Here is a 12,598-nt window from a genome sequence, read left to right on the forward strand (position 1 = left end):
ACGGTGGGTTGGTGAGTATGCGTATCCTGGGGGTAGTGGCGGGCATTGCTGCCCTGACGGTATTGATCGTGCCGGTTGCGGCCGAACCGATCAGATTTTCCACCGACACATTCCAGATCATTGGCGGCATGGGCAACGCGACCAAGCCGCAGAAGCGGCGCAGCACCTATCGCGGCAAGGAAACCGTCGATTTCTCAACCCCCCTGGCGCCGGGCACGATCATCATCCGCACCAGCGAACGCAAGCTCTATTACGTGCTGCCGGAAGGCCGCGCCATTCAATATGGCATTGGAGTCGGGCGCGAAGGCTTCACCTGGTCGGGCACCGACAAGATCACCAGGAAGGCGAAATGGCCGGATTGGCGGCCGCCCCGGGAAATGATCGAGCGCGAGCAGCAGCGCGGCAACTACATCCCCGCCCATATGGTCGGTGGACCTGAGAATCCGCTGGGTGCCCGGGCGCTCTATATCGGCGAGACCATGTATCGAATCCACGGCACCAATCAGCCCTGGAGCATCGGGCTTGCGGTGTCCTCGGGCTGCATCAGGCTGCTCAATGAGGAAGTGATCGACCTGTTCAATCGCGTCGAGGTCGGCGCTCGGGTCGTCGTGGAAAATTAAAGCGTTTCCTCGCGCCAGCTCTTGCCCCTGAAATACTGGAAGCTCACCGGCTGATCCGCCGGCAGATCCTGCTGCGTCTCCATCAGGGGCCGCAGCCGTTTCAGGATGTCGCGGGTGATCGTGGGCAGTTCGAGCTCCAGCGCCTCGGCGAAGCTGAACCAGTGCGGCGTGAGGAGCTCGCCCGAACCCGGATGGCGCGGCTTGTCGATATTCCCGATATGCCGGGCATTGCTGACGAAGAAGCGGGAATCGAACCGCCGTGTCCGTCCGGGCGGCGTGATCGCGCGGGCAAAGAAGCGCAGGTACGAGAGATCGAGCGGCGTCGCCGCGAGGATGCTGTCCCAGTCTTCGTTGGGGAGGTTGGCCGTCTCCGCAACGTTGCCGAAGAACAGTCCCGTTTCCTCATAGGTCTCGCGGACCGCGGCGACGGCAAGCCCGCGGGCGCGTGCCGGGCTGGCGCGCCCGCGCATGCGCTTGAGAAGTTTTTCGTGGACGAGAGGGTGAAGCTCGCTTTGCACCTTGAGGCGCATGTCGGCGGTGTCGAGCCGGCCGCCGGGAAAGACGAACATGTTGGGCATGAAGGCATGGCTGCCATGGCGCTGGCCGAGCAGCACGCGCGGCGCATTGTCATCATGGCGAACCACGATCAGCGTTGCCGAATCGCGCGGGCGTTGCGCCTCCATGAACTGGCGCGAGGTCTTGAGCTCGGGATCGCCGCCGCTCACGGACGCCTCTTGCCACGGCCGAAGGAACGGCCGCGCAGCGATCGCCGCGATACCGGCTTGCCCTTTAGGCCATCGCTGATCATCTCGAATCTGAGGCCGCCCGATACGGGCGCCGCTTCGACGAGCCGCACCTCGACTGGATCGCCGAGCTGGTAGGTCTCGCCGCTGCGCTCGCCGATCAAGGCACGGCGCGTCTCGTCATAGACGAAATAATCCGAGCCCAGCGTGCCGGCGGGGATGAAGCCATCGGCGCCGGTGTCGTTCAGGGTGATGAAAAGGCCGGCCGATACGACGCCGCCGATCCTGCCCGGGAAGCGGGCGCCGATCTGCGAGGAGAGATGGCTGGCGATCAGGCGATCGACGGTTTCGCGCTCCGCCGCCATGGCGCGGCGCTCGGCGCCCGACACCAGTTCGGCCGTATCGTTGATCTGGGCGATGTCGTCCGCCGACAGCCCGTCGCTGCCGAGATCGAGAGCGGAGATGAGAGCGCGATGCACGATGAGGTCAGCATAGCGCCGGATCGGCGAGGTGAAATGCGCATAGTGCCGCAAGTGCAGGCCGAAATGCCCGATATTGTCGGTGTCGTAGATGGCCTGGGCCTGGCTGCGCAGAACCACCTCGTTCACCACATGCTGGTAATCCTTGCCTTCGACCTGCTTCAGGATCTGGTTGAAGTGGCGGGGCTGCATGCGCTGGCCCTTGGCCAGGTTGATGCCGACAGTCTTGAGGAATTCGCCGAGGCTGCGGATCTTCTCCTCCGCCGGCTCCGCATGAACGCGGAAGAGAAGCGGTGTCTTGCGCTCCTCCAGCGTTTCGGCCGCGGCGACATTGGCCTGGATCATGAATTCTTCGATGAGCTTGTGCGCATCGAGCCGCTCCGGGGTGACGACACGCTCGATCAGCCCATGGGCATCGAGGATGAGCTTGCGCTCGGGCAAGTCGAGTTCCAGCGGTTCGCGCTTGTTGCGTCCCTTGAGAACGACTTTGTAGGCCGCCCAAAGCGGCCGCAGGACCGCAGCGAGCAGGGGGGCGGTCTTGTCGTCGGGGCGCCCGTCGATAGCGGCCTGCGCCTGCTGATAGGAGAGCTTCGCCGCCGAGCGCATGACGGCGCGGACGAAGTGATGTTTCCGCTTCGTGCCATTGCGGTCGAAAGTCATGTAGCAGGCGAGGCACGGGCGATCCGCTTTCTCGCGCAGCGAGCAGAGATCGTTGGAGATGCGCTCGGGCAGCATCGGCACGACGCGGTCGGGGAAATAGACGGAGTTGCCTCTGATGCGCGCCTCGCGGTCGAGCGCCGAGCCGGGGTGTACATAGGTCGCCACATCCGCGATGGCAACGATGACCTTGATCCCGCCCTCGTTCTTGGGGTCGTCGTCGGGCTCGGCCCACACGGCATCGTCATGATCGCGCGCATCGGGCGGATCGATGGTGATGAGGGGGATGTGGCGGAGATCGACGCGCTTGCCTTGCGAGAAGGGCTTGAGCGCCTCCGCCTCGTCGATGACGCGGGCCGGGAATTCCGAGGGAATGCCGTGATGCTCGATGGCAATCAGCGAGATGTTTCGCTGGCTGGTGATGTCGCCAAGCCGTTCCCTGACGCGTGCCGTGGGGAGGCCCTGGCCGCGCCCGCGCATGACCTCGACGGAGACGAGTTCGCCCGGCTGGGCACCATTGTCCTGGCCTGGCTGGACCTGCAGTTCATGGCGCGCTTTCTTGTCGATGGGGATGATGCGCGCACCTTGCCCTTTCGAATGGCGGAAGATGCCGAGCACACGCGAGTTTCGTCCGGCAAGCTTGCGGATGACGCGGGCGGTATAGGGAAAATGCGGGTCCTTGCCGGACTCCAGCTTGGCGAGGACACGGTCGCCGACAGCGGGTGGCAGCGACTCTTCGCGCGTTCCCCTGGCGGCTTGCGCAATGATGAGGATCCTGGGCGGCGGCCCTGAGGCCGTTTCGTCCCATTCGGCGGGTGCGGCGATCAGCTCGCCGTCCCGGTCGCGGCCGGTGATCTCGATGACGGTGACGGGCGGCAATTCGCCCACTTTGGCGACGGCGCGGCCGGAGCGCTTGAGCTTGCCGTCGCGCTCCAGCTCCTTGATGAGCCGCTTGAGCGTGATCCGGTCATTGCCCTTGATGTTGAACGCGCGCGCGATCTCGCGCTTGCCCACTTTTCCAGGGCTGGTCTCTATGAAATCGATAAGCTGTTCGGCAGTGGGGAGGGTGGATGATATTGGTTTGGGCTTCTGAGCCCTAGGTTTAGGCATTTACTTTATCTTGTGTCGCAGACTTTTTGCTGCGCTTGGGTGTTTTGGTTGTGGGTTTGGCCGCCTTGGCAGGCTTCGCGGCCTTTGCGGCTTTGGGCGCTGCCGGCTTCTTGGCGGCAGCCTTCCTGGCCTTGCCCTTCCCGGCACGCGCCGCGATGAGTGCTATCGCCTCTTCGAGGGTCGTCTCTTCCGGCGCCTTGTCGCCCGGCAAGGTGGCATTGACCTTGCCCCATTTGACATAAGGCCCGTAACGGCCCGTCATCACATGGATCGGACCGCCATCGGGATGTTCGCCAAGTTCCTTGAGCGCGCCGGGCCGCTTGCGGTTGGCGCTCTTCTCTTTCTTCTCGGCGATGAGATCGACGGCGCGGTTGAGGCCGATCGTATAGACGTCCTCGGGATCCTTGAGCGTGGCGTAGAGGCCGTCATGCAGGATGAAGGGGCCGAAACGGCCGAAATTGGCGACGATCGGCTTGCCGGTCTCAGGATGCAATCCGACTTCGCGCGGCAGCGACAAAAGCCGCAACGCCGTTTCGAGATCGATGCTGGACGGGTCGCTCTTCTTGGGGATCGAGGCGCGCCGGGGCTTCTCGTCCTCGGTCGCTTCGCCTAATTGCAGATAGGGACCGAAACGGCCATCGCGGCGCGTCACGGCGAGGCCGGTCTCCGGATCATGGCCGATGAGAATGCCTTCCGCCGGCACCGCTTCGCCGGAGCCGTTGCCGGCGGTGATCTGGCGGGTATAGCGGCAGTCGGGATAGTTCGAGCAGCCGACAAAGGCGCCGAACTTGCCGAGCTTGAGCGATAATTGCCCATTGCTGCAGGAAGGGCATGTACGTGCCGGCACGCCATCGGCGCGTTCCGGGAACACATGCGGGCCAAGGATCTCGTTCAGCGCGTCGAGCACATTGGTGATGCGCAGATCCTGGATATCGCCGACCGCGCCGGTGAAATCCCGCCAGAAATCGCGCAACACCGCTTTCCAGTCGATCTCGCCATTGGAGACGCGATCGAGCTGCTCTTCGAGATTGGCGGTGAAGTCATATTCGACATAGCGCTTGAAGAAGGCTTCGAGGAACGCCGTGACGAGCCGGCCTTTGTCTTCCGGGATCAGGCGCTTCTTGTCGAGCCTTACATAACCGCGGTCGCGCAAGGTCGAGAGGATAGCGGTATAAGTCGAAGGCCGGCCGATGCCGAGCTCTTCCATCTTCTTGATGAGCGAGGCTTCCGAATAGCGGGGCGGCGGTTCGGTGAAATGCTGCTCAGGCGTGATCGACTGGACGCCGACGCCATCGCCGCGCGCCAGAACGGGCAGGCGCTTCGCGTCCTCGTCTTCCTCGTCATCAAGGCCTTCCTGATAGAGCTTGAGGAAGCCGTCGAACTTCACCACCGAACCGGTGGCGCGGAAGGAATAGGCTTTTCCGTCCGATCCTTTGGCGCCGATATCGGCCGTGGTGCGCTCGATCTCGGCACTTTCCATCTGGCTCGCGATGGTGCGTTTCCAGATGAGCTCATAAAGCGCCATCTGGTCCGGATCGAGATTGCGGCGGACATTTTCCGGGAAGCGGAACAGGTCGGTCGGCCGGATGGCCTCATGCGCTTCCTGCGCATTCTTGGCCTTGGTCGTGTATTTGCGCGGCACCGAAGGCAGATAGGGTTCGCCGAAACGCTTGAGGATGGCATTGCGGGTCGCCGCGATCGCTTCGCCGGCGAGATCGACGCCGTCGGTGCGCATATATGTAATGAGGCCGGTCACCTCGCCGCCGATGCTGACGCCTTCATAGAGGCGCTGGGCGATCTGCATCGTCTTGGCGGAGGAGAAGCCGAGCTTGCGCGAGGCCTCCTGCTGAAGCGTCGCGGTGCGGAAGGGCGGGTAGGGGTGGCGCTTGACCGGCTTCGAGTCGATCGTGTCGACGGCGAAGCGCGCGCCATGAAGGGCGGAGACAATGGCTTTGGCCGACGCTTCATTCCCGATGTCGAGCTTGCCGAGCCGTTTGCCTTCGATGCTGTTGAGGCGGGCGCCGAACGCATCGCCCCGGGGCGAGGTGAAGGCGCCGTCGATGGTCCAGTATTCCTGCGCCTTGAAGGCCTCGATCTCGAGCTCGCGGTCGCAGATGAGCCGCAACGCCACGGATTGGACGCGCCCGGCCGAGCGCGAACCTGGCAGTTTGCGCCACAGGACGGGCGACAGGGTAAAGCCGACCAGATAGTCGAGGGCGCGGCGGGCGAGATAGGCATCGACCAGGGCAGGGTCGACCTGTCGCGGGTTCTTCATCGCATCAAGCACCGATTGCTTGGTGATCGCGTTGAAGACGACCCGGTCGATATCCTTGCCCTTGAGAGCTCCCTTCTTCTTCAGGATTTCCAGCACATGCCAGGAAATGGCTTCGCCTTCGCGATCAGGGTCGGTGGCGAGGATCAGCCGGTCGCTGTCCTTGAGCGCCGCGGCGATGTCGGCCATGCGTTTGGCAGATTTGCCGTCGACTTCCCAGGACATGGCAAAGTCTTCGTCCGGGCGCACCGACCCATCCTTGGGCGGCAGGTCGCGCACATGCCCATAGGAGGCCAGGACGGTGAAGTCCTTGCCCAAGTACTTGTTGATCGTTTTGGCCTTTGCAGGCGATTCGACGACGACGACTGTCATTATCTTGCGTTCAAAAAACTAGGACGGGGCTCATATAGGTATCGTTTCAGGCCCGCAAGCCCACCAGGGCGGGGATGGATGCCAAATCCTTGCAGAAAAAACATCCTTAAGTTGTATAATGCAACTATGAAGATAGATCCTATGAGCGTTCCGTATATAGGATTCGGGTGGGGGGAAACAACTGCCCTAACGGCACGTGGTCAGATCGAGGAGACGAGCTGTCGTCCGTGGCGGACGAGCTTGCCGGCGAGCTCCAGTTCCATGAGGACGCCCAGGACCACCTGGGCCGGGATGCCGCTTTCCCGGATGAGGTCATCGATATCCGTCGGCGCCGGACTGAGCAAAGCGAGGATCGCTGCGCGGGCCGGTTTCCCATCTTCCTCCACCATCGGCCTGGCGGCAGATGGCTTCGGCGCGGCGCTCTCTTCAAGGCGCGGGCGCATCGCGGCGATGACGTCGAGCACGTCCTGGCTCCGGGCCAGGAGATGCGCCCCCTCGCTGATGAGGCGGTTGGTGCCTTCCGAGCGCGGATCGAGCGGTGAGCCCGGCACGGCGAACACCTCGCGGCCTTGCTCATTGGCGAGCCGCGCCGTGATGAGCGAGCCCGAGCGCAGAGCCGCCTCGACGATGATCACCGCCCGGCTCATGCCGGAAATGATGCGGTTGCGGCGCGGGAAGGATTCAGCCCGGGGCTCGGCGCCTGGCGGGTTTTCCGAGACGAGCACGCCGTCGCGCCCGATCGCCTCCTGCAGACGTGCATTCTCCGGCGGGTAGGCGATATCGACGCCATTGCCGAGCACTGCGACAGTGCCGCGCTCGAGCGCTGCTTCATGGGCGGCCGTGTCGATGCCGCGTGCCAGTCCGGAAACGATGGTGAAACCGGCACCGGCAAGTTCCGCGGCAAATAGGCGGGCGAGGCGCTTGCCATTGGCGGAGGCGTTGCGCGAGCCGACAATCGCCACGGCTTCCTGCTTCAGGAGATCCAAGCGTCCCTTCACGCAGATCAGGGGCGGACCGCCATCGACATGGCGCAGCAGCGCCGGATAGTCCGGCTCTGGGCTGGCGATGAAGCGGGCGCCAACCGCGGCAGCTGCATCGATCTCGACCTGCGCATCGGCCGGGCTGCATAATTTAATGTCGCGCCTGAGCCCGCCCTTGCGCGACAGCTCGGGCAAAGCGGCGAGCGCCTCCGTGGCGCTGCCATAGGCCTCGATCAGCTGGTGGAAGATGATGGGACCGATATTCTCGCTGCGGATCAGCCGCAGCCAGGCAAGGCGCTCCTCATCGCCGAGCATTCCCGCCGTCATGCATTGGAGCCGAGCTTGATCTTGGCTTCCTCGCCCTTGAGCAGTCGCGCGATATTGGCGCGGTGCATGTACCAGATGGCGATGGCGAGGAGCAGCAACGGCGCCACCAGGATGGCTTTGCCGAGGAGCCAGGCCCAGAGCGGGCTCAAGGCCGATGCGGTGAGGGCCGAGAGCGAGGAGAAACGAAACAGGAAGGCCATGGCGAGCCATACGGCAAGGAAGATCAGGCCGAGCGGCCAATGAAGGCCGAACAGGATGCCGATATTGGTGGCCACACCTTTGCCGCCCTTGAAGCCGAGCCAGACCGGGAAGAGATGACCGGCAAAAGCCGCAAGCCCGGCGATCAGGCCGGCCGTCTCGCCGCCAAGCGCCTGCATGATGAGAATGGGAATGGTGCCCTTCACCGCATCAGCCAGAAGCGTCAGGGCCGCTATCTTCTTGTTGCCGGTGCGCAGGACATTGGTCGCACCGATATTGCCCGATCCGATCGAACGGACGTCACCTAGCCCGGCCCAGCGCGTGAGCAGCAGGCCGAAGGGAATAGAGCCGGAAAGATAGCCGAGGACGACGGCAAGGATCGCCATCGCTGGCGTGACGGCTTCGAAGCTGAACATCAGTCCCTCCCGTTAGCGCGCATCCCGGCGAAGTGGAGCCACTTCGCCGAAAGGATTCGCGCCAAATCGATATGTTGGAGCAAATCCTTATCGCCAAAGTCTGCAACTTTGGCGGGATTTGCTCTAACGAGAGGGATCGTAAGCATAGACGGTACGCCCCGCAACGACCGTTTCCATGACGCGGCCCTCGAGCGTTCGATGCTCGAAGGGGGAGTTCTTGGAGCGCGAGCGCAGCAGGTGATCTTCCACCGTCCAGCTGCGCTGGATGTCGGCCAGCGTGAAATCTGCAGGCGCGCCGGGCGCCAGGCGTCCGGCCTCGAGACCGAGAATTTGTGCTGGCTTGGCGGACAAGGCATCGATCAGGCGCGACAGCTTCACGCCGTCATTGTGGTGGAGGCTGAGGCTGGCCGAGAACAAAGTCTCGAGGCCGATGGCGCCGAATTCGGCTTCCGCAAAGGGAAGCCGTTTGGTGTCGGCGCTCTGCGGATCATGGCTCGAGACGATGACGTCGATCGTGCCGTCCTTCACGCCCTCGACCAGAGCGCGCCGGTCATCCTCGGATCGAAGCGGCGGCGACAATTTGAAGAAGGTGCGATAGGCGCCGATATCGTTCTCATTGAGCACGAGATGATTGACCGACACACCGCAGGTGACCGGGAGGCCACGCGCCTTGGCGGCGCGCATGACATCGACCGACATCCGGCAGGATATCTGTGCCGCATGATAACGTGCGCCTGTTGCCTCGACGAGGCGCAGATCACGCTCGACCATGATGACTTCCGCGACCGCCGGTATGCCGGCGAGGCCAAGGCGGCCTGCCGTCTCGCTCGCATTCATGACGCCGGTGGCGAGCGTCGGTTCCTCGGCATGCTGGACGACCAGCATGTCGAAATCCTTGGCATAGGCAAGCGCCCGGCGGAACAGCCGCGCATTGGCGACGGCCTTGTTGCCGTCGGTCACGGCCACGGCACCCGCTTCCTGCAGCGTGCCGATCTCGGTCATGAGCTCACCGCCCAGGCCCCTGGTGAGGGCGGCCATGGGGGCGACGCGCACGATGGCCGTGTCGCGCGCCCGCCTCAGGATGAAATCGACGATCGCCGCGTCATCGACGACGGGCGTGGTGTTGGGCATCACGATCATGGTGGTGATACCGCCGGCCGCCGCTGCTTCCGACGCCGTCGCCAGCGTCTCGCGATACTCATTGCCGGGTTCACCGGTGAATACGCGCATATCGATGAGACCAGGCGCCAGCACTTGTCCCTTGCAGTCGAAGGTCGTCGTGCCCGAGCCTGTCGATTGCGCCGTGACCTTGGGGCCGGCGGCCAGGATCCAACCGTCCTCGATCAGCAGCCCGCCTTTTTCGTCAAGGCCCTGCGCCGGATCGATGAGACGCGCATTGAGATAGGCCTTGCGGCCGGCCGAGTGTTTTGCCGATGGCGCCATCATGCGTTGCCGCCTCCCGGCAGGTTGCGGGCCAGCGCATCGAGCACCGCCATGCGCACCGCCACCCCCATCTCGACCTGTTCGCGGATCACCGATTGCACGCCATCCGCCACATTCGAGTCGATCTCGATGCCCCGGTTCATCGGGCCCGGATGCATCACCAGCGCATCCGGCCTGGCGAGCTTGAGCTTCTCCTCATCGAGGCCATAGAAGCGGTAATATTCGCGCACCGAGGGGACGAAGGCGCCGCTCATGCGCTCGAGCTGGAGCCGCAGCATCATCACCACATCGGCGCCGGTCACGCCCTCTCTCATATTGCGGTGGATCTCGCCGCCGAAATTCTCCGCCCCCGTCGGCAGAAGCGTCGAAGGCGCCACGAGACGGACCCGGGCGCCGAGCTTGTTGAGGAGATGGATGTTGGAGCGCGCCACCCGCGAATGGAGCACATCGCCGCAGATCGCCACGACCAGGCCCTCGATGCGGCCTTTGCGGCGGCGGATGGTGAGCGCATCGAGCAGCGCCTGGGTCGGATGCTCATGCTGGCCGTCACCGGCATTGATGACGGCACAGGAGACTTTCTGGGCGAGGAGCTCGGCAGCACCCGAGGAGGGATGGCGCACCACGAGAATGTCGGGATGCATGGCGTTGAGCGTCATGGCGGTGTCGAGCACCGTCTCGCCTTTGGAGATCGCCGAGGTCGAGACCGCCATATTGAGGACATCGGCCCCGAGCCGCTTGCCGGCAAGCTCGAAGGAGCTTTGCGTGCGGGTCGAGGCCTCGAAGAAGAGGTTGATCTGGGTGCGGCCCGACAGCACCGCCTGGCGCTTGTCGATCTGCCGGCTCACCTCGACATAGCGCTCGCCGAGATCGAGCAGCCTGACGATTTCCTGAGCTGAAAGGGATTCGATGCCGAGCAGATGCTGGCCTTCGATGAGGCGTTTGGGATTGCGCACTGTTGTCATCGAAAAGCAGTCTCTATGGGGGTTTCCTTCCGCCCGCAAGCGGCAAAGCGGGGTTGTGGGCAAGTTTCTTTGCAAGGGTAAATCCAGGCTGCCCCGGCGCCAGTTTTGAAACCATAAAATCGCCCACAAAACCGCTTCACCCTTGCCGGCGGGCGTCTCGGGGTAGCCGCTCGCCGAGGGTCGGGGGACCTGTGGAGTATTCAATGATGCACAAGACTTTCGTTGCCGGCGCCGCTGCTGTGCTGGCTGTTCTGGTTCTCGGGCCTGCCGCCGAGGCGGGTACCCGAATCGGCGTTACGGTGGGCGAGCCCTGGCCTCAGCCCAGCTATTCGCCGGCCTATCCCGTCTATGATCCGGGCTATCCGGATGACGACGATGACTATGATGATGAGGACTACATCTCCTGCGGCGAAGGACGGCGGATCCTGCGCGACTATGGCTTCTGGAATGTCAGGCAGGTGCGCTGCGGCGGCGAGGTGTACCGTTATCGCGCCGTCAAGCGCGACCGGCTGTGGAGCGTCAGGGTGAGCGCCCATTCGGGCCGCATCATCAGCGCCCGCGTGATCGGTGACGACTACTGACCAGAACAACCGGTATAGATCGGGAACGGCGGCGTCAGCCGCCGCTTTTTCATCGTTGCCAATCACTGAATTCTCTATTCTAGTGGTGGTGACGGGGGCGGCGATGAACCGATGCTTGGATTCGAGGGTTTACTGGTCGCTGACTCTGGCCATTGTGTTGCTGTGGGGACTTGGCCTGGTGTCTGGTCTCGTTGCCAGGGCGGCTGAGACAATCCCCGGGATCGAGGTGGAAATCGCTTTCAGGTCCCTCTACGCCAAGGAAAAGAAGCACAAAGCGATAGCGATCAGTCCGGCCGGCGCCTGGCTTATGGTGTCCGGCCTTCGAACTGTTGAAAAGGCAAGGCAGAAGGCCCTTCGCGATTGCGCTTATTGGCTGCGGAAAACACCGTGGGGACGTGACTCCAAATGCGATGTTTTCGCTCTTGATGACAAGATTGTCTGGTCGCAGCCTTTGCTGGGGCCACTGCTGGGTGAACCGCTGCCGCCACCCGATGTCCCCCTCGGCAAAGCCCGAAAGTACTACCCCGATAATGGCAAGGTACGGGGATTCGTCCTTGCATTGCATGGTTGTAGCAAGCCCTGGGCAGGTCCTATGCCTTTTGAAGAAAGTTGGTTCTATTTCTTCCGCGCCAGGGGGCTGCAGGTGTTCTACCTCAACAGCTATGATGATCCCATGCCGAATGAGAAATGCGGTTGGGCAGATCCTGCGCGTTTTGACGATGTGACAAGAGGCAATAAGACAAGAATAGCGCAGGCCAAGCGTTCGATCGGCGAGTTGCGAAAGAGAAATCCGGAAGTGCCGATCTATATCTGGTCGCATTCAGGAGGTGGAAATATCGCACAGTCTCTTGATGACGATCTTGCCGGGATGTTCATCGTAGGAACGAAATGCGGCGTCGGATTTCCGACACTGGAACTCGTGCGGCCGAACGTGCCTGTACTCTTTATTTTTGGTGCCGATGACGATCGCCTTGTCAAAGGCAACACGAAGATCACTCCCAAGCTTATAAACAAGGTGTGCGGATCCTACTATCGATCCAAGACGCGTAAATGGGTTGTGGCTTCCGAGGCCGGGCATCTGACGACGATCTGGCGGCAAAATGTACTGGATGCGGTTTCGGCCATGTTGGGGGAGAAGTCTTTCCAACTGAAGCCCTTGCTGGCCGAGGGCGCGCTTCAGGGTGAAGCGAGACGGAAGTTCGATAAGGAGTATCGATTTTTGCCGGTCAAGAAAGCTTTTGTCATCGGGCCGGATGGGAGCTTCAGCTTTAGTAGCTCATGGAACAGTCAGGAAGACGCGATCCAACATGCACTCTACGAATGTGCGCGTCGGCTTAGAGGTGCTGAAGCGTTAGCTTCCTACGCCGAAGGTGGTGTGCAGCCCTGTCGGCTCTACGCGGTTGGTGACAAGGTTGTAGCGGCCGAATAGCGGACTCCC

General features: G+C 62.8%; 10 protein-coding genes. 3 read left to right on the plus strand and 7 right to left on the minus strand.

Annotated features, from left to right (window positions below):
- The first annotated feature begins 17 nt into the window (after positions 1-17).
- Positions 18-620 (plus strand): L,D-transpeptidase, encoded by a 603-nt coding sequence (locus DT068_RS20215; protein WP_119391699.1) that lies wholly within the window; start codon positions 18-20, stop codon positions 618-620.
- Here DT068_RS20215 and DT068_RS20220 read toward each other — a convergent pair.
- The 7 genes from DT068_RS20220 to DT068_RS20250 all read right to left on the minus strand — a co-directional run bounded on the left by DT068_RS20220 (position 617) and on the right by DT068_RS20250 (position 10,579).
- Positions 617-1,345 carry an NUDIX hydrolase gene (locus DT068_RS20220; RefSeq protein ID WP_119391700.1) on the minus strand — a complete coding sequence of 243 codons (729 nt, stop codon included), beginning with the start codon at positions 1,343-1,345 and terminating at the stop codon, positions 617-619. The two genes, DT068_RS20215 and DT068_RS20220, sit on opposite strands and share 4 nt — an antisense overlap.
- Entirely contained in the window at positions 1,342-3,609 is a 2,268-nt protein-coding gene (gene rnr, locus DT068_RS20225) for a ribonuclease R (RefSeq protein WP_119391701.1), read from the minus strand. Before rnr ends, DT068_RS20220 begins: the two co-directional genes overlap by 4 nt.
- Positions 3,602-6,253, minus strand: a complete 2,652-nt coding sequence (gene topA / locus DT068_RS20230; RefSeq protein WP_119391702.1) for a type I DNA topoisomerase — start codon at positions 6,251-6,253, stop codon at positions 3,602-3,604. Before topA ends, rnr begins: the two co-directional genes overlap by 8 nt.
- Before the next feature lie 200 nt (positions 6,254-6,453).
- Entirely contained in the window at positions 6,454-7,560 is a 1,107-nt protein-coding gene (gene dprA, locus DT068_RS20235) for a DNA-processing protein DprA (protein WP_119391703.1), read from the minus strand.
- Positions 7,557-8,174 carry a glycerol-3-phosphate 1-O-acyltransferase PlsY gene (gene plsY / locus DT068_RS20240; RefSeq protein WP_119391704.1) on the minus strand — a complete coding sequence of 206 codons (618 nt, stop codon included), beginning with the start codon at positions 8,172-8,174 and terminating at the stop codon, positions 7,557-7,559. Before plsY ends, dprA begins: the two co-directional genes overlap by 4 nt.
- A gap of 123 nt (positions 8,175-8,297) precedes the next feature.
- On the minus strand, positions 8,298-9,620 hold the full coding sequence (pyrC, locus tag DT068_RS20245) for a dihydroorotase (protein WP_368904856.1): 1,323 nt from the start codon (positions 9,618-9,620) through the stop codon (positions 8,298-8,300).
- Positions 9,617-10,579 carry an aspartate carbamoyltransferase catalytic subunit gene (locus tag DT068_RS20250; protein WP_119391705.1) on the minus strand — a complete coding sequence of 321 codons (963 nt, stop codon included), beginning with the start codon at positions 10,577-10,579 and terminating at the stop codon, positions 9,617-9,619. The genes pyrC and DT068_RS20250 overlap by 4 nt, the downstream gene beginning before the upstream one ends.
- A gap of 203 nt (positions 10,580-10,782) precedes the next feature.
- On the opposite strand from DT068_RS20250, the gene DT068_RS20255 reads away from it, so the two are divergent.
- Complete coding sequence (locus DT068_RS20255) at positions 10,783-11,160, plus strand: hypothetical protein (RefSeq protein WP_119391706.1); 378 nt, start codon at positions 10,783-10,785, stop codon at positions 11,158-11,160.
- Positions 11,147-12,589, plus strand: coding sequence for an alpha/beta fold hydrolase (locus tag DT068_RS20260; protein ID WP_162914336.1), 1,443 nt, complete (start codon positions 11,147-11,149; stop codon positions 12,587-12,589). Before DT068_RS20255 ends, DT068_RS20260 begins: the two co-directional genes overlap by 14 nt.
- The last annotated feature ends 9 nt before the right edge of the window (positions 12,590-12,598 follow it).

The sequence above is a fragment of the Taklimakanibacter lacteus genome (genome assembly GCA_003576695.1).
Taxonomy (GTDB): domain Bacteria; phylum Pseudomonadota; class Alphaproteobacteria; order Rhizobiales; family Aestuariivirgaceae; genus Taklimakanibacter; species Taklimakanibacter lacteus.